The following is a 17,957-nucleotide window of genomic DNA, read 5'->3' as shown; positions in this document are numbered from 1 at the left end:
GTCAGGATCGGTGTCAGGCCAGACTCGGTCCAGGTGCTCGGCGGGACGCTCTATTTTGGGCTGCCCACCCCGCTGTTGGGGTGTGGCTCTATTCCGGTGTGCGGACCGCCGAGCGCCGTGACGAGGCGTGGCTCAAGAGGGGACTGCCCTGCTCGTAGTAGCGATGCCCACCTCGCCGTCCATTCCGTCCACGGCAGAGTGCGGGTGCATCACATGGAGAGAGTCGTTATCGGGGTCGATCCCCACAAACTGTCAGTGACCATCGAGGTTGTCGACCGACACGAGAACCTTCTCGGGTCGGGCAGGTTCACTACCGACAAGGCCGGCTACGCCGCGATGCGGAAGTACGTCAGCCAGTGGCCAGACCGGGAGTGGGCCGTCGAGGGCGGCCTTGGGGTGGGCCGTCCGCTGGCGCAGCGTCTGCTGGAGGCCGGCGAGCGCGTCGTTGATATCCCGGCCAAGCTGGCCGCCCGTGCCCGGCTGTTGGACACCGGCCACGGTCGCAAGACTGACGCCCATGACGCCCACTCGGTAGCGGTCGCCGCGGTCCGCGCGAAGAACCTGCGCGTACTGGCCCCGGACGGGCAGCTCGAGGCACTGCGGATGCTCGTGGACCACCGCGACCAGCTGTCGAGTCGACGAGTGCAGACCGTGAACCGTCTGCATCGCCTGCTTGCCGAGCTCACCCCCGGCAAGGCGAAGAAAGACCTCACAGCCCTGCAGGCCAGGGCGATCCTCGCCAGCGTGCGTCCCCGCGACGTTGCCGGGAAGACCCGTCGCCAACTCGCTGCCGAGGAGCTGGCCGACCTGGTCGCGACCGAGAAGAAGGTCAAAGCGCTGACCATCGAGATCAGGGCCATCGTCAAGGAGCGCGGCTCCCACCTGATGGACCTCCCCGGCGTCGGTCCCATCGTGGCCGCACGCATCCTGGCCGACGTCGGCGACGTGACCCGTTTCGCCGACCGCAACCGCTTCGCGTCCTGGACCGGCACCGCGCCGCTCGACGCGTCCTCCGGAGAGCAGACCCGCCACCGGTTGTCCCGCGCCGGGAACCGTCGGATGAACCGGGTGCTGCACATCGCGGCAACGACCCAGATCCGGCTCGACACCGAGGGTCGTGCCTACTACCGCCGCAAGCTCGCTGCCGGGAAGTCCCGGATGGAAGCCATGCGCTGCCTGAAGCGGCGGATCTCCGACGCCGTCTACCGGCAGCTCGTCACCGACGCCCAAGCCGCGACAACAGCCGCCGAGCCGGACGCAGCTGCTGAGACGGGAAGCGCGGGCCCGGGAGGGCACTGCGGGGCGTCTCTAGAATCCAGCGCGGTCGACCTTCCCCCGCACATCGACACTTCGGATCAGCCACTTCCCGGACCCGCGCAGTCGACGCTACAACGCCCCCTCCGGCGCCGGAAGAGCACGTTGAAGCAACCTCTCCCGGCGACCGGTTGACAACAGAGGGGAGCCGGAATGACGGCCCTCGCCCGGTTACAGGACTGGATTGGTTTGTCGCATGCGGCTAACGCGTGGGCTTCGGTGTCCGAATGTTCGTCCGGACCGCGCCAGGACTCTTTGAGCCGCGCCCCGAATGGGTCAGCGGCTCTGCCGCCGAGTTCATTCGTCGAGGACGCTCCACCGACTTCGGGACCCCAAGGCGACCTTTGACCGCCCACACCAGCGGGGGCACGACTCCTCCAGCTGACCACGGCGGGGGCGACCAGGAATCTGGTGTCCACCTCCGGCTGTGCGCCCGAAGCCGCGGCTGCTCCGCGGTCGCACTCAAGAAGGACACACCCGGTCAGAGGCGTGCGGCCACCTCGGTCCCCTGGAGGATCGCCCGCTTGGCGTCGAGCTCCGCCGCCACGTCGGCCCCGCCGACCAGGTGGGCCCGGACCCCGGCGGCCACCAGGGCGTCGTACAGGGACCGCTCCGACTCCTGTCCGGCGCACACGACCACGTGGTCCACGTCGAGGACGAGGGCCTCGCCCGGGTCGCCGTCCCCGCCGCCCACGCGGACGTGGAGCCCGGCGTCGTCGACCCGCTCGTAGGTCACGCCGGTGACCATCCGCACGCCCGAGTCCTTGAGTACCGCGCGGTGCGCCCAGCCCGAGGTCTTGCCGAGGTTCCGGCCGATCGCGGACGACTTGCGCTGGAGCAGGTGCACCTCGCGGGCCGGGGTCCGCGGCTTCTTCTCGGTGAGGCCGCCCGGGTGCAGGGCCGGGTCGCCGACGCCCCAGTGCGCCATCCACGCGTCGAGGTCCTCGTCGAGGTCGTGGGTGAGGAAATGGCTGACGTCCACCCCGATACCCCCTGCCCCCATCACCGCGACCTGCCGGCCGGGCACCACCGAGCCGTCGAGCACGGCGGCGTACGACACCACCTTCGGGTGGTCGATCCCGTCGAGCTCCGGAACGCGGGGGAGCACGCCGGTCGAGACCACCACGTCGTCGAACCCGGTCAGGTCGTCGACGGTGGCCCGGGTGGAGAGGCGTACGTCGACGCCGAGCACCTCGAGCCGCCGCGAGAAGTAGCGCAGCGTCTCGGCGAACTCCTCCTTGCCGGGGACCCGCATCGCGAGCCGGAACTGTCCGCCCACCTCGGCGGCGGCCTCGAACAGGGTGACCTCGTGGCCGCGCTCGGCCGCGGACACCGCCGTGGCCAGACCGGCCGGGCCCGCGCCGACCACCGCGACCCGGCGCGCCCGCGGCCTGGGCACCGGCAGCAGCACGAGCTCGGTCTCGCGCGCGGCGCGGGGGTTGACCAGGCAGCTTACGTGCTTGTTGGCGAAGACGTGGTCCAGGCAGGCCTGGTTGCACGCGATGCAGGTGTTGATCTCGTCCGCGCGCCCGGCGGCCGCCTTGGCGACGAACTCGGGGTCGGCCAGCAGTGGCCGGGCCATCGAGACCAGGTCGGCCTGGCCCTCGGCGAGGATCTGCTCGGCGAGGTCGGGGGTGTTCACCCGGTTCGACGCGCACACCGGGATGCCGACCTCGGGGCGCAGCCGGCCGGTGGTCCGGGCCCAGGCGCCGCGAGGGACCTGGGTGAGGATCGTGGGCACCCGCGCCTCGTGCCAGCCGATCCCGGTGTTCAGGACCGAGGCGCCGGCCTCCTCGAGCGCCTTCGCCAGGGCGACCACCTCGTCCCAGGTCTGGCCGCCCTCGACCAGGTCGAGCAGGGAGAGCCGGTACATCACCAGGAAGTCGTCGCCGAGCGCCTCGCGGGTGCGGCGGACCACCTCCACGGGGAAGCGCATCCGCTTCTCGGCGGTGCCGCCCCAGGCGTCGGTGCGGTGGTTGGTGCGCGCGGTGAGGAACTGGTTGATCAGGTAGCCCTCCGAGCCCATGATCTCCACCCCGTCGTACCCGGCCCGGCGGGCCAGGGTGGCCGCGCGGACGAAGTCGTCGACGGTGCGGTCGACCGCCCGGGTGGACAGCGCGCTCGGCTTGAACGGGGTGATCGGCGACCTGACCGCCGAAGCCGAGACGTTCAGCGGGGTGTAGCCGTACCGCCCGGCGTGCAGGACCTGCAGCGCGATCGCGCCGCCCTCGGCGTGCACCGCGTCGGTGACCGCGCGGTGCCGGTCGGCCTGCCGCGAGCGGGTCATCATCGAGCCGAACGGCGTGAGCCAGCCGCGGACGTTGGGGGCGTAGCCGCCGGTGACGATGAGCCCGACGCCGCCGCGGGCCCGCTCGGCGAAGTACGCCGCGAGCGCGGGCAGGTCCTTCGCGCGGTCCTCCAGGCCGGTGTGCATCGAGCCCATCACGACGCGGTTGCGCAGGGTGGTGCCGCCGAGGGTGATCGGCTCGAGTAGGTGGGGGAAGTCGGTCATCGGTCGGGTCCTTCGACGTCGGGGGCGGCGGGGCCGGGGTCGGTGTCGTGGTCGGTGCCGTGCCCGGGCTCGGGGGCGGCGCCGTGGGCCTGGAGGTACTCGGTGAGCCAGTCGACCCAGAACCGCTCGAGGCGGATGCCGCCGCGGAGCACCAGGTGGACGTCGAGCTCGCGGCCGGTGAGCCCGGCGGGGTCCGGGAAGTCGCGGGCGGCCAGCTGCTCGTAGTGCGCCAGCCGGGTGCGGTGGTCGGCGAGCTGCTCCCGGACCGTGTCGAGGACTGCCTGCCGGTCGCCGTACGCCGCGCCGCGCAGCCGCACCGCGAGCTCGCTGCGGAACTTCTCCGGAGGCATCGGCCGCGCGAGCCAGGAGGCCAGCTCCGCGCGGCCGGCGGTGGTCACGTCGTACACCTTCTTCTCCGGCCGCCCGCGCTGCGCGACGCCGACCGAGCTGACCCAGCCGTCGGCCTCCATGCGCGCGAGGACCCGGTAGATCTGCTGGTGCGTGGCGCTCCAGAAGAAGCCGATGGAGCGGTCGAACCGGCGCGCGAGATCGAGCCCGGCCGCGGGACGCTCCCGCAGCGAGACCAGGATCGCGTGCTCGAGTGCCATGCAGGACAGCGTGGCGGGCCCGCGGCACATGTGCAACTAGTTGCAGACGTGACGGTGTTCACTGCGGCCCGGCGAGGGGACTTCACGGTCGGAAGACCCTTGCGTCCAGGTACCCCCAGGGGGTATACCTGTGCGCATGGAACCCACGGACACGAAGCACGAGCACGGCACGGACGCGGCGTACGAGCCGCACGGTCACGACGCGATGAGCGCCCACGCCCGGCACGGCGCGGACTCCTCCTGGGGGACCGCGATCTCGGCGACCCTGCACTGCCTCACCGGGTGTGCGATCGGTGAGGTGCTGGGCATGGTCCTGGCCACCTGGTGGGGCTGGTCCGCGGTCCCGAGCGTGGCCCTGGCGGTCGCCCTGGCGTTCTTCTTCGGCTACCTGCTGACCGTCACCTCGGTCCGGCGGGCGGGCCTGGACCTGCGCAGCGCGGTCAAGGTCGCCCTCGCCGCCGACACGGTGTCGATCCTGGTGATGGAGATCGTCGACAACGCGGTGATGGTGACCGTCCCCGGCGCGATGGGCGCCGGCCTGGCGAACTGGGTGTTCTGGGCGGCGCTGGCGTTCTCGCTGGCGGTGGCCTTCGTGGTCACCGTGCCGGTGAACAAGGCGATGATCGGGCGCGGCAAGGGCCACGCCGTCGTCCACGAGTACCACCACTGAGCCCGGTCGGGCGCTGAGGACGTGGAGAGGTGAGTGCGATGAGAGCACGAGGAACGGCCCGGGTGGTCGCGGCGACCGCGGCCGCGGTGGTCCTGGCCCTCGGGGCCGCCGGGTGCGGCGGCGACGACCCCGGCGGGATGGGCATGGGCGACGGCGGGATGGGGATGGGCCCCGGACCTTCCGACCGGTCCGAGCGGTCCGAGCCGTCGGGGCCGGCGGTGGAGGTCTCGGAGAGGCACGACGAGGACGACGTCGCCTTCGCCCAGGAGATGATCCCGCACCACGCGCAGGCGCTGCGGATGGTCGAGATGGTCGAGCGTCACGGCGCCTCCGACGAGCTGGCCGACCTCGCGGCCCGGATGGAGACCGCGCAGGAGCGGGAGATCGGCCTGATGGAGCAGATGCTCGAGACCTGGGGCGAGGACCTGCCCGACTCCGGGCTGATGGGCCACGGGATGTCCGGCATGGACGGCGAGGCGCTCGAACGGCTCGAGGACGTGCGGCCCGACGACTTCGACTCGATGTGGGCGCTGATGATGATCGAGCACCACGAGGACGCGATCGAGATGGCCGAGGTGGAGCTCGAGAAGGGGGTCAACCCCGAGGCGCACCAGCTGGCCCGCGACATCATCGAGGCGCAGACCCGGGAGATCGAGCAGCTCGAGGACATCGCCCGCAGCTGACCGGTCGGTCAGGGCTGGACGACGGCCCCGGACTCGATCAGGGCGTCCACGCCGGACACCCCCCACGCCTCGAGGGCGGCCCGTGACTGGCCGCCCGGGACGCTCGGCCCCGTGCTGAGCGTCGGCGCGGTCCGCGAGAACCGCGGAGCCGGGGCGGGCTGCAGCAGCCCGTCCCGTTCCACGTACGTCCCCCGGGCCTTCAGGTGCGGGTGCTCCGCCGCCTCGGTCAGCGGGAGGATCGGCGTGCAGCAGGCGTCGCTGCCGTCGAACACCTCGGCCCACTCGGCCTGGGTGCGCTCCCGGAAACGCTCCGCGAGCGCGGTGCGCAGCGTGTCGTGCTGCGCGACGTCGTACCGGTCCGGGAGGGCGTCGGCGAGCCCGAGCCGCTCGACCAGCTCGGCGTAGAACTGCGGCTCGAGCGACCCGACCGCCATGTGCCGGCCGTCGGCGGTCTCGTAGACGTCGTAGAACGGCATCCCGCCGTCGAGCAGGTTGGCCGCGCGCTCCTCCCGCCAGCCGCCGCTGGCGATCATGCTCGCCAGCATCGCGTTCAGGTGCGCGGAGCCGTCGACGATCGCGGCGTCCACCACCTGCCCGCGTCCGCTGGCGCGTGCCTCGAGGAGCGCGGCGAGGACGCCGATCACCAGGTACGTCGACCCGCCGCCGAAGTCCCCGAGCAGGTTGGACGGGAACATCGGCCGTTCCGGGCTCTGTCCGAGGCCGTGCAACGACCCGGAGAGCCCGATGTAGTTCAGGTCGTGCCCGGCGGTCGGGGCGAGCGGGCCGTCCTGGCCCCAGCCGGTCATCCGCGCGTACACGAGCCGGGGGTTCCGGGCGTGACACTCCTCCGGCCCGAGCCCGAGCCGCTCGGCCGCCCCGGGGCGCATCCCCTCGAGGAACACGTCGGCACCCTCCACCAGGTCCAGCACGGTCGCGACCGCGTCAGGGTCCTTGAGGTTCATGGCGACGCTCGGACGCCCGCGCGTGAGCAGGTCCGTCTCCCGCGGGCCGGCGCTCGTCGCGCCCCCGGGTCGCTCGACGCGCACCACGTCGGCGCCGAGATCGGCGAGCAGCATGGCGGCGTGCGGGCCGGGTCCGATCCCGGCGAGCTCCACGACGCGGAGGCCGCGCAGCGGTCCCGTCCCCTGTCCGAGTGCGTAGTCAGTCATGCCGATGATTGTGACACCAGAACTGTCATGGTCGCGAGAGGTCCCGTCCCGGCGGCCGGGTCACCGGCGGGTCAGCGGGAGCGGCGGGCCACGGACTCGCGCTTGGTCTCGTCGACCGCGCTCTCGTACGCCGCGACCAGGGCGGCCACCGTGACCGGCTTGAACTTCTCCACCAGCTCGCGCAGGTGCTCCGGCGGGGCGCCGGTCTCCTTGTACGCCGGCCACACGCGGGTGCGGAACAGCTCGGTGAGCTCGTCGGCGATCGCCCGGCCGTGCGCGGTGAAGATGTCCTGCGCCGCGAGGGCCGCCTCGAAGGGCATGCCCAGGTCGAGCAGCGCCACGCCCACCGAGAGGTGGGCGACGGCGACCTGGTACTTCCCCTGCTTGGTCGGGTAGACGATGCCGAGCGCGTTCAGCGTGTCGAGGTCGTCCTCGCTCAGCGGCCGCCCCGCCCGTCGTACCAGCTCCTTGCGGGAGACGGTCTCCGGCAGGTCGGCCATCCACGGCGCGAGCAGGGTCCGGTGCAGGGCGATCGTCTCCGGGGTGGCGTTGGCGGGGATCCGAGCCATGTAGCCCTCGATCGCGGCCAGCGTGAACCCGTGCGTCTGCAGCTCGCGGACCAGGTCGAGGCGGACCACGTGCTCGCTCGTGTAGTAGCCCGACCGGCCGCGGCGGATCGGCGGCGGCACCAGGCCGCGGGTCGTGTAGAAGCGGATGTTCCGCACGCTCATCCCGACCCGCCTGCTCAGCTCGTCGAGCGTGATGAGGTCGGTGACGGAGTCGACGGTGTCGGTCATCGGTGGCTCAGTCCTCCGGTGGGGGAGCGACGCAGATCACATGCGCGGTTCGGTTGACGACGCTAACAGTATGAGTGTCACAATCGGGTATCTCCACTGGCCCCGCCGCGGGGTCGGCCTCACCCCCGCCGAGAAGTTGGGACACCTCATGGCTGACGTGCCACAGGCATTCGTGTACGACGCAATCCGGACCCCGCGCGGGAAGGGCAAGAAGAACGGCTCGCTGCACGAGGTGAAGCCGGTCGACCTGGTCGTCGGCCTGCTCGACGAGATCAAGGACCGCAACCCCGGCCTCGACCCGGCTCGCGTGGACGACGTGGTGCTCGGCGTGGTCAGCCCGCTCGGCGACCAGGGTGGGGACATCGCGAAGACGGCCGTGCTCGCGGCCGGGTACCCCGAGACCGTCGCGGGCGTGCAGCTGAACCGGTTCTGCGCCTCCGGGCTCGAGGCGGTGAACCAGGCCGCCGCCCGGGTCCGCTCCGGCTTCGAGGACCTGATCCTCGCCGGCGGCGTGGAGTCGATGTCGCGGGTGCCGATGGGCTCCGACGGCGGCGCCTGGGCGATGGACCCGGCCACCGCGTTCGCCACCGACTTCGTCCCGCAGGGCATCGGCGCGGACCTGATCGCGACGCTCGAGGGCTTCACCCGCGAGGACGTCGACGCGTTCGCCGTGGAGTCCCAGGCCCGCGCGGCCAAGGCCTGGGCCAACGGCTACTTCGCGAAGTCCGTGGTCCCGGTCAGGGACCTCAACGGGGTCACCGTGCTCGACCACGACGAGTTCATCCGCCCGGGGACCACCGTGGAGTCCCTCGCCGGCCTCAAGCCCTCCTTCGCCACGATCGGCGACCAGGGCGGGTTCGACGCGGTCGCGCTGGAGAAGTACCACTGGGTCGAGGAGATCGACCACGTGCACCACGCCGGCAACTCCTCCGGGATCGTCGACGGCGCGGCTCTCGTCGCGATCGGCAGCGAGGCGGTCGGCACGGACCTCGGGCTCACCCCGCGGGCGCGGGTCGTGGCCACCGCCGTGTCCGGCGCCGACCCGACCATCATGCTCACGGGTCCCGCCCCCGCCTCGCGCAAGGCGCTGGCGAAGGCCGGCCTCACCCCGGAGGACATCGACCTCTACGAGATCAACGAGGCCTTCGCCGCGGTGGCGATGCGCTTCATGCGGGACCTCGACCTGCCGGCGGAGAAGGTCAACGTCAACGGCGGCGCGATCGCGATGGGCCACCCGCTCGGCGCGACGGGCGCGATGATCCTCGGCACCCTCGTCGACGAGCTCGAGCGGCGCGACCTGCGCTACGGCCTGGCCACGCTCTGCGTCGGCGGCGGCATGGGCATCGCCACCGTCGTCGAGCGCATCTGACCACCGGACACCACGGACCTGAGGAAGCAACCAGATGACTGAGCAGAACACGACCGGGACCACGACGAGCGCGGCACCCGGTGAGCGGAGCGCGGTCCGGTACGAGCGCGAGGTCGACGGGATCGTCGTCCTCACCCTCGACGACCCCACCTCGAGCGCCAACACCATGAACGAGCTGTACAAGGACGGCATGGGGGCCGCGGTCGCCCGGCTCGAGGCCGAGCTCGACGACGTCACCGGCGTGGTCGTCGCGAGCGCCAAGAAGACCTTCTTCGCGGGTGGCAACCTGCGCCGGATGGTGGAGGCCGGCCCCGACGACGCCCCGGAGATCTTCGCGATGGCCGAGGAGATCAAGGCGCAGCTGCGCAGGCTCGAGACCCTCGGCCGCCCCGTCGTGGCGGCGGTGAACGGCGCCGCGCTCGGCGGCGGCCTCGAGATCGCGCTCGCCTGCCACCACCGGGTCGCGGTCGACGCACGCTACGACCTCGGCCTGCCGGAGGTCACCCTCGGCCTGCTGCCCGGCGGCGGCGGCGTCACCCGCACCGTGCGGATGCTGGGCCTCTCCGACGCGCTGATGGGCCTGCTGCTGACCGGCACCAAGATGAAGCCGGCCCAGGCGCTGGAGAAGGGCATCGTCGACGAGCTCGTGTCCTCGCAGGACGAGCTGCTCCCGACCGCCAAGGCCTGGATCCGGGCGCACCGCGACGAGGAGGAGGCCCGCACCCAGCCGTGGGACCGCCCCGGCTACAAGATCCCCGGCGGGACCCCGTCCACCCCGAAGCTCGCGGCGTTCCTGCCGGCGTTCCCGGCCAACCTGCGCAAGCAGGCCAAGGGCGCGGACTACCCGGCCCCGAAGGCGATCATGTCCGCGGCCGTCGAGGGCGCCCAGGTCGACTTCGACACCGCCTCGCGGATCGAGTCGCGCTACCTGACCAGCCTCATCGTCGGGCAGAACTCGAAGAACATGATCCAGGCGTTCTTCTTCGACCTGCAGGCGATCGGCTCGGGCGCGCTGCGCCCCGAGGGCGTCCCGCCGTTCACCGCCACCAGGCTCGGCGTCCTCGGCGCCGGGATGATGGGCGCCGGCATCGCCTACTCCGCCGCCCGCGCCGGCATCGACGTGGTGCTCAAGGACGTCAGCGTCCAGAACGCCGAGAAGGGCAAGGCCTACTCGGCCACGCTCCTCGACAAGGCGGTCGACCGCGGCAAGATGACCGCCGAGCAGCGCGACGAGGTGCTCGCCCGGATCACCCCGACCGGGGAGCCGACCGACCTCGCCGGCTGCGACCTGGTGATCGAGGCCGTCTTCGAGGACCCGGGTCTGAAGGCGAAGGTGTTCGGGGAGATCCTCGACGTGGTCGACCGCGACGCGCTGCTGTGCTCCAACACCTCCACGCTGCCGATCACCGAGCTCGCCGAGGGCGTCGACCGGCCCGAGGACTTCATCGGCCTGCACTTCTTCTCCCCGGTCGACAAGATGCCGCTCGTCGAGATCATCCGCGGCGCGAAGACCTCGGACGCCGCGGTCGCCCGCGCCGTCGATGTGGTCCAGCAGATCAAGAAGACCCCGATCGTGGTCAACGACAGCCGCGGCTTCTACACGAGCCGGGTCTACGGCACCCTGCTCACCGAGGCCGCCGCGCTCCTCGGCGAGGGAGTCGACCCGCAGACCATCGAGCGCGCCGCGACGATGGCCGGCTTCCCCGCGCCGCCGCTGGCGATGCTCGACGAGGTGTCGCTGACCCTGACCCAGAGCATCCGCAAGGCCGCCGCCGACGCCGCCGAGCGCGAGGGCAGGCCGGTGCCGGACGCCCCCGGCGCGGACGTCATCGACCGGATGGTCGAGGAGTTCGGCCGCAAGGGCAAGGCGGCCGGCGCCGGGTTCTACGACTACCCCCGGGACGGCGGGAAGAAGCGCCTCTGGCCCGGTCTCCGCGAGCACTTCACCGCCGGCGGCGGCGCGGACGTCCCGTTGAAGGACGTCCAGGAGCGCTACCTGTTCCGGATGGCGCTCGAGACCGCCCGCTGCTTCGAGGAGGGCGTCATCGAGTCCTCCGCCGCGGCGAACATCGGCTCGATCTTCGGCATCGGGTTCCCCCCGCTGTACGGCGGCACGGTGCAGTACATGCAGGGCTACGAGGGCGGCCTGCCCGGGTTCGTCGCGCGCGCCCGGGAGCTCGCGTCGACGTACGGGGAGCGCTTCGAGCCCCCGGCGGTCGTGGTCGACAAGGCGGAGAAGGGCGAGCGGTTCCCCGCCTGAGCCGCAGTCCGAGCCCCCGCCCGACCCCTACCTCTGCGCTCCGGCCTCACCCGAACTCGCGACGGGTGAGGCCGGAGACGTGCGAGCCCTCGTCCAGCACGTCGAGGGCCTGCCGCATCGAGGCGACCCGGCGCTCGAGCACGGCCAGCGACTCCTCGGCCGACTCGCCGTCGTCCGCGAGCCTCCCGCGGACCTCCTGCACCGACTCCTCGACGAGCGCCAGCCGCTCCCCGAGCTCGGCGAGCACGTCCACCGGGCTGGTGTCCTCGAGCCGTTTCCGGAGGAAGGTGGCCTGGGTCGCCAGCCGGCGCCCGGCGACCCACAGGTCGACGAAGACCTCGACCTTCGCGCGCAGCACCCAGGGGTCGAACGGCTTCGTGATGTAGTCCGCGCCCCCGGCGGCGTAGCCGCGGTAGGCGTTGTGCTCGTCGGTGTCGACCGCGGTCAGGAAGATGATCGGGATGTCCTTGGTCCGCGACCGCGCCTTGATCTGGACCGCGGTCTCGAAGCCGTCCATGCCGGGCATCTGCACGTCGAGCAGGATCAGCGCGAACTCGTCCTTGAGCAGCGCCCGGAGCGCCTCCTCGCCCGACGACGCCCGGACCAGGATCTGGTTCAGCGAGCCGAGGATCGCCTCCAGCGCCAGCAGGTTCTCCGGCCGGTCGTCCACGAGGAGGATCCGGGCCCGTTCGGTCATGTCCACCACGTCCGGAACCGGGCGAGGAGGTCGTCCACGTCGACGGGCTTGGTGACGTAGTCGGACGCCCCGGCGTCGAGGCTGTTGTCGCGGTCGCCCGGCATGGCCTTCGCGGTCAGCGCGATCACCGGCAGGTCGCGGAAGGCGGGGATCCTGCGGATCTCGCGCATCGCGGTGTAGCCGTCCATCCCCGGCATCATCACGTCCATCAGGACCAGGTCGATGTCCGGCTGCTGCTGCAGCGCCTCGATGCCCGCCTCGCCGTTGTCGGCGTACACCACGTCGATGCCGTGGCCCTCCAGGGCGCTGGCCAGCGCGAACACGTTGCGGGCGTCGTCGTCGACGATGAGGATGCGCCTGCCCTCGAACAGGTCGCCGCCGGCGTGGTGCTCGGAGGGGGTGGACAGCTCGGGGATCTCGACGTCGGACCGGTGCAGGAAGAGCGCGACCTCGTCGATCAGGCGGCCTACCGACGTCGGGTACTTCACGACCATGGACTCGGCATAGTGACGCAGGCGGGTCTTGTCGCGCCCGTTCAGCTTCGGGCCGGCGCTCACGACGACCGGAACCCCCTGCTGCGCCTTGCGCGAGCGCATCCACTTGATCAGGTCGAAGCAGCTGCCGCCGGCGAGCTTGAGGTCCACGACCACGCAGTCGAACCGCCGGGTGTCGAGCGCGGTCGTGGCGTCCGCGACGCTGCTGACCAGGTGCAGGTCGACGTCCGGGACCGCGCCGAACAGCGCCACGACGGCCGAGGTCTCCTCGACCGCCTCGCTGGAGACCACGAGCAGGGACCGGGTCTTCCGGGCGATGTAGGCGCCGAGCTCGTCCAGGCCCGCCTCGAGGGTCTCGGGCGTCACCGGCTCCTCGACGATCCGCAGCGCGCCGGCCTGCCGGCCGACGTGGACGTCGTCGGCGGCGCGGGCGGAGTGCACCGCGACCGTGGGGACGTGCCGCGTCTCCGGGTCGGTCTTGAAGGTGCGCAGCAGCGAGGTGCCGTCCCGCGCGGTGAGGTCCATCCCCACCACGATGCCGGCGGGTCGGTGCTGCCGCGCGGCCGCGACCGCGTCGGTCGCCCGCGCGACGGCGACCACCTTGAACCCCCGGGCACGCCCGAGGTCGACCGCGGCGCGGCGGAGGTGGAGACGGGTCAGCGCCACCAGGAGCACCTGGTCGTCGCGGCCGACCGTCTCCCGGTCGTCGTCGACCTCGTCGACCTCGGCCGGCTCCATCGGGCCGAGGGCCGCCATGGCGTCGGGCCTCACTGCATGCTGCGCGTCGTCCGGAGCTGGCTTGAGCGCGGAGTCTCCCGTGTAGCGCAGCGGGAGGTAGAGGGTGAAGACGCTGCCGCGCGACGGCTGGCTCTCGGCGTGGATCTCGCCGCCGAGCAGGCGGGCGATCTCCCGGCTGATCGAGAGCCCGAGCCCCGTGCCGCCGAACTTCCGGCTGATCGTGCCGTCGGCCTGCTGGAACGCCTCGAAGATCACCCGCAGGTGGTCGGGCGGGATGCCGATCCCGGTGTCAGCCACGGAGAACGCCACCACCTGGTCCGCGTCGTTCAGCGTCCGGGTGGTGAACCGCTCGCCGGACGCGGTGCGGATCTCCAGGGTGACCTGCCCGGCCGTCGTGAACTTCACGGCGTTGGACAGCAGGTTGCGCAGCACCTGCTGGAGCCGGTGCTGGTCGGAGAGCAGTGAGCGGGGCACGTCGGGATCCACCGTGACGGCGAAGCCGAGGTCCTTCTCGGTGGTGAGCGGCCGGAAGGTCGCCTCGACGTACTCCACGATCCCGGAGACGGCCACGTCGGCGGGGTGGACGTCCATCTTCCCGGCCTCCACCTTGGACAGGTCGAGGATGTCGTTGATCAGCTGGAGCAGGTCGGTGCCGGCGCTGTGGATGGTCCGCGAGAACTCCACCTGCCGCGGGTTGAGGTTCCCCTCGGCGTTCTCCGACAGCAGCTTGGCCAGGATCAGCAGGGAGTTCAGCGGCGTCCGCAGCTCGTGCGACATGTTCGCGAGGAACTCCGACTTGTAGCGGGAGGAGAGTGCGAGCTGCTCGGCCCGCTCCTCGAGTCCGCGCCGCGCGTCCTCGATCTCCAGGTTCTTGATCTCGATGGCACGGTTCTGCGCGGCCAGGAGCCGGGCCTTCTCCTCGAGCTCGGCGTTGGTCTGCTGGAGCTCCGCCTGCTGGGTCTGCAGCTCCCCGGACTTGCTCTGGAGCTCGGAGGCGAGCCGCTGCGACTCCACGAGCAGCTCCTGGGTGCGCGAGCTGGCGATGATGGCGTTCAACGAGACACCGATGATCTCCATCAGCTGCTCGAGGAACTGCACGTGGACCGCGCTGAACGGGGAGAACGACGCCAGCTCGACCACGCCGAGCACCTGGTCCTCGAAGACCACGGGCAGGATCGCGAGCGCGACCGGGGGCGCCTCGCCGAGACCGGAGCTGACCCGGATGTAGTCGCTGGGCGCGCCGGTCAGCAGGATCGGGGCCTTGTCCACCGCGGCCTGCCCGACGAGCCCCTCGCCGAAGCGGAACCGGTCGGGGACCCCCTTGCGCCGGCGGTAGCCGTACGACGCGATCCGCCGCAGCGAGCCGCGCTCGCCGCTGGGGCCGGTCTCGCTGAGGAAGAACGAGCCCTGGCTCGCGCCGAGCAGCGGGGTGAGCTCGCTGACGATCAGCCGGGTGACGTCGAGGAGGTCCCGCCCGCCCTGCATGTGGCCGGTGAACCGGGCCAGGTTGGTCTTCAGCCAGTCCTGCTCCAGGTTGGCCCGCGTCGTCTCGCGCAGGTTGTCGATCATCTGGTTCAGGTTGTCCTTGAGCTCGGCGACCTCCCCCTCCGCCTCGACCGTGATCTGCTGGCTGAGGTCCCCCTGGGTGACCGCGGTGGAGACCTCGGCGATCGCGCGCAGCTGGGTGGTCAGCGTGCCGGCGAGCTGGTTGACGTTCTCGGTGAGCTTGCGCCACGTTCCGGACACGTCGGCCACCTCGGCCTGGCCGCCGAGCTTGCCCTCGGTGCCGACCTCCCGGGCCACGCGGGTGACCTCGTCGGCGAACGACGAGAGCTGGTCCACCATCCGGTTCACGGTCGTCTTGAGCTCGAGGATCTCGCCGCGCGCGTCGACGTACGTCTTCTGGGTCAGGTCGCCGTGCGCGACCGCGGTGGTGACCAGCGCGATGCTGCGCACCTGGCTGGTCAGGTTGCCGGCCATCGAGTTCACCGAGTCGGTGAGGTCCTTCCACGTGCCCGCCACGCCCCGCACCTGCGCCTGGCCGCCGAGGATGCCCTCGGTGCCGACCTCGCGGGCGACGCGGGTGACCTCGTCGGCGAAGGCCCGGAGGGTGTCCACCATCGCGTTGATCGTGCCGGCCAGCGCGGCCACCTCGCCGCGGGCCTCGATCGCGATCTTCTGGCTGAGGTCGCCGCGCGCGACCGCGGTGGAGACCGTCGCGATGCTGCGCACCTGGTTGGTCAGGTTGCTCGCCATGGAGTTCACCGAGTCGGTGAGGTCGCGCCAGGTGCCGGCCACCCCCGGCACGTGCGCCTGGCCGCCGAGGATGCCCTCGGTGCCGACCTCGCGGGCCACGCGGGTGACCTCGTCGGCGAACGCGGAGAGCTGGTCGACCATGGTGTTGACGGTGCTCTTGAGCTCGAGGATCTCGCCGCGGGCGTCGACGGTGATCTTGCGGCTCAGGTCGCCGCTGGCGACCGCGGTGGTCACCTGGGCGATGTTGCGCACCTGGGCGGTCAGGTTGCTCGCCATCATGTTGACGTTCTCGGTCAGGTCCTTCCACGTGCCCGACACGTCGTGGACGTCGGCCTGGCCACCGAGCCGGCCCTCGGTGCCGACCTCGCGGGCCACGCGGGTGACCTCGTCGGCGAACGCGGAGAGCTGGTCGACCATGGTGTTGACGGTGCTCTTGAGCTCGAGGATCTCCCCGCGCGCCTCGACGGTGATGGTGCGGGTCAGGTCGCCGCGGGCCACCGCGGTGGTCACCTCGGCGATGTTGCGCACCTGGGCGGTCAGCGTGCCGGCCATGAAGTTCACCGAGTCGGTGAGGTCGCGCCAGGTGCCCGAGACACCGGGGACGGCGGCCTGGCCGCCCAGACGTCCCTCCCCGCCCACCTCGCGCGCCACGCGGGTCACCTCGTCGGCGAACGCCGAGAGCTGGTCGACCATCGTGTTCACGGTCATCTTCAGCTCGGCCAGCTCGCCGCGCACGTCGACGGTGATCTTCTGGCTGAGGTCGCCGCGGGCGACGGCGGTGGTGACCTGGGCGATGTTGCGGACCTGGTTGGTCAGGTTGCTCGCCATCGAGTTCACCGAGTCGGTGAGGTCCTTCCACGTGCCGGCCACCCCGGGTACGTCGGCCTGGCCGCCGAGGATGCCGTCGCTGCCCACCTCACGGGCCACCCGGGTGACCTGGGCGGCGAACGCGGAGAGCTGGTCGACCATGACGTTGACCGTGCTCTTCAGCTCGGCCAGCTCGCCCTTCACGTCCACGGTGATCTTCTGGCTCAGGTCGCCGCGGGCGACGGCGGTGGTGACCTGGGCGATGTCGCGCACCTGGGCGGTGAGGTTGTCGGCCATCGAGTTGACCGACTCGGTGAGGTCCTTCCACCGGCCGGCGACCCCGGGGACGTCGGCCTGGCCGCCGAGGATCCCCTCGGTGCCCACCTCCCGGGCCACCCGGGTCACCTCGTCGGCGAAGGTCTGCAGCGTCGCGGTCATGGAGTTCAGCGTCTCCGCGAGCTCGGCGACCTCGCCCCGCGCGGTCACCGTGATCTGCTGGCTGAGGTCGCCTCGGGCGACCGCCTGGGCGACCGAGGAGATGCCCCGGACCTGGCTGGTCAGGTTCGAGGCCATGATGTTGACCGAGTCGGTGAGGTCCTTCCAGGTGCCCTTGACCCCGCGGACGTCGGCCTGGCCGCCGAGGCGCCCCTCGGTGCCGACCTCGCGGGCGACCCGGGTGACCTCGACCGCGAAGGACGAGAGCTGGTCGACCATCCGGTCCACGGTCGCCTTCAGCTGGGCCATCTCGCCCGAGACCTCGACAGTGACGGTGCGGGACAGGTCGCCGTTGGCGACGGCGGTGGTGACCAGCGCGATGTCGCGGACCTGGGTGGTGAGCCGGGTCGACATGGTGTTCACCGCGTCGATCAGGTCGCGCCAGCTGCCGTCGGCGCTGCGCACCCGGGCCTGGCCGCCGAGCTTGCCCTCGGTGCCGACCTCCCGGGTGACCCGCGTGATCTCGTCGGCGATCGAGGAGAGCTGGTCGACTAGACCGTTGACGCTGCGGGCCAGCTTGAGCGGCTCCCCGCGCAAGGGCTGACCGTCCACCTGGACGTCCATGCGCTGGGTGAGGTCGCCCTCGGACACGGCCGCGACGACCCGGGCGAACTCGCCGGTGGGTCGCACCAGGTCGGTGACCAGCCCGTTCGCGGCCTCGATCGACTTCGCCCAGGACCCCTCGCCGAGGCCGGAGTTCAGCCGCTCGCTGTGACGGCCCTCGCGTCCGGCGACCCGCTGGACGCGGATCAGCTCGGAGGCGAGGTGCTGCTGGCGGTCGGCGATCTCGTTGTAGACGGCGGCGACCTCCGCCAGCAGGCCCTCACCGCGCACGGTCATCCGCTTGCGGAAGTTGCCGTCGCGCATCGCGGTCATCGCGTCCAGCAGACGCCGCAGCTGAGCCTCGTCGACGCCGTCGGACGGCGCGTCCGCAGGACGCCGCTGCGCGACGACGGACTTCTTCGTCGTGCGCTTCTCCTGGGGTGGGGGGTTTGTCATGCTTCGGTCATCCCCGGTCTCCTCTGTCACGGCCCCCCGTCCCGTCAGTCTGTCACCATGTCAGGAGTCGGGGGCATAGTCGAGAGAGG

Annotated in this window: 11 protein-coding genes; 5 read left to right on the top strand and 6 right to left on the bottom strand. The window is 71.7% G+C overall.

The genetic code is table 11. The features are described 5' to 3' along the window. Positions 1 to 213: 213 nt before the first annotated feature. Positions 214 to 1,449 carry an IS110 family RNA-guided transposase gene (locus tag K1X13_RS04570; protein WP_225914766.1) on the top strand — a complete coding sequence of 412 codons (1,236 nt, stop codon included), beginning with the start codon at positions 214 to 216 and terminating at the stop codon, positions 1,447 to 1,449. A 346-nt stretch (positions 1,450 to 1,795) separates the two neighbouring features. Here K1X13_RS04570 and K1X13_RS04565 read toward each other — a convergent pair whose 3' ends face one another. After that, entirely contained in the window at positions 1,796 to 3,826 is a 2,031-nt protein-coding gene (locus K1X13_RS04565; protein WP_221023808.1) for an NADPH-dependent 2,4-dienoyl-CoA reductase, read from the bottom strand. Next, positions 3,823 to 4,434 (bottom strand): PadR family transcriptional regulator, encoded by a 612-nt coding sequence (locus K1X13_RS04560; RefSeq protein ID WP_221023807.1) that lies wholly within the window; start codon positions 4,432 to 4,434, stop codon positions 3,823 to 3,825. Before K1X13_RS04560 ends, K1X13_RS04565 begins: the two co-directional genes overlap by 4 nt. A gap of 136 nt (positions 4,435 to 4,570) precedes the next feature. Here K1X13_RS04560 and K1X13_RS04555 point away from each other — a divergent pair, with 136 nt between their 5' ends. Together K1X13_RS04555 and K1X13_RS04550 are read left to right on the top strand one after the other, a co-directional pair. Next, positions 4,571 to 5,104: a DUF4396 domain-containing protein gene (locus tag K1X13_RS04555; protein WP_221023806.1), complete on the top strand. Its 534-nt coding sequence runs from the start codon at positions 4,571 to 4,573 to the stop codon at positions 5,102 to 5,104. Between the two features lie 38 nt (positions 5,105 to 5,142). After that, complete coding sequence (locus K1X13_RS04550; RefSeq protein ID WP_221023805.1) at positions 5,143 to 5,787, top strand: DUF305 domain-containing protein; 645 nt, start codon at positions 5,143 to 5,145, stop codon at positions 5,785 to 5,787. Between the two features lie 8 nt (positions 5,788 to 5,795). On the opposite strand, the gene K1X13_RS04545 is transcribed toward K1X13_RS04550, so the two are convergent. Both K1X13_RS04545 and K1X13_RS04540 read right to left on the bottom strand, forming a co-directional pair. Continuing rightward, the gene (locus tag K1X13_RS04545; RefSeq protein WP_221023804.1) at positions 5,796 to 6,956 is read right to left on the bottom strand and encodes a CaiB/BaiF CoA transferase family protein; all 1,161 of its coding nucleotides are present in this window, start codon (positions 6,954 to 6,956) and stop codon (positions 5,796 to 5,798) included. Positions 6,957 to 7,027: 71 nt separating this feature from the next. Next, positions 7,028 to 7,753: a MerR family transcriptional regulator gene (locus tag K1X13_RS04540; protein ID WP_221023803.1), complete on the bottom strand. Its 726-nt coding sequence runs from the start codon at positions 7,751 to 7,753 to the stop codon at positions 7,028 to 7,030. Between the two features lie 157 nt (positions 7,754 to 7,910). Here K1X13_RS04540 and K1X13_RS04535 point away from each other — a divergent pair, with 157 nt between their 5' ends. Together K1X13_RS04535 and K1X13_RS04530 are read left to right on the top strand one after the other, a co-directional pair. Further along, positions 7,911 to 9,122: an acetyl-CoA C-acetyltransferase gene (locus tag K1X13_RS04535; protein ID WP_443678913.1), complete on the top strand. Its 1,212-nt coding sequence runs from the start codon at positions 7,911 to 7,913 to the stop codon at positions 9,120 to 9,122. 34 nt (positions 9,123 to 9,156) lie between these two features. Beyond that, the gene (locus tag K1X13_RS04530) at positions 9,157 to 11,382 is read left to right on the top strand and encodes a 3-hydroxyacyl-CoA dehydrogenase NAD-binding domain-containing protein (protein WP_221023801.1); all 2,226 of its coding nucleotides are present in this window, start codon (positions 9,157 to 9,159) and stop codon (positions 11,380 to 11,382) included. Between the two features lie 46 nt (positions 11,383 to 11,428). Here the strand turns inward: K1X13_RS04530 and K1X13_RS04525 are convergent, their stop codons facing one another. Further along, positions 11,429 to 12,079, bottom strand: a complete 651-nt coding sequence (locus tag K1X13_RS04525; protein WP_221023800.1) for a response regulator — start codon at positions 12,077 to 12,079, stop codon at positions 11,429 to 11,431. Further along, a complete protein-coding gene (locus tag K1X13_RS04520; protein WP_221023799.1) occupies positions 12,076 to 17,868 on the bottom strand; it encodes a HAMP domain-containing protein in 5,793 nt (1,930 codons plus the stop codon). Before K1X13_RS04520 ends, K1X13_RS04525 begins: the two co-directional genes overlap by 4 nt. Positions 17,869 to 17,957: the final 89 nt, after the last annotated feature.

Source organism: Nocardioides jiangsuensis, from assembly GCF_019679455.1.
Classification (GTDB): Bacteria; Actinomycetota; Actinomycetes; order Propionibacteriales; family Nocardioidaceae; genus Nocardioides_C; species Nocardioides_C jiangsuensis.
This window is presented reverse-complemented; position numbering and strand designations above follow the sequence as displayed.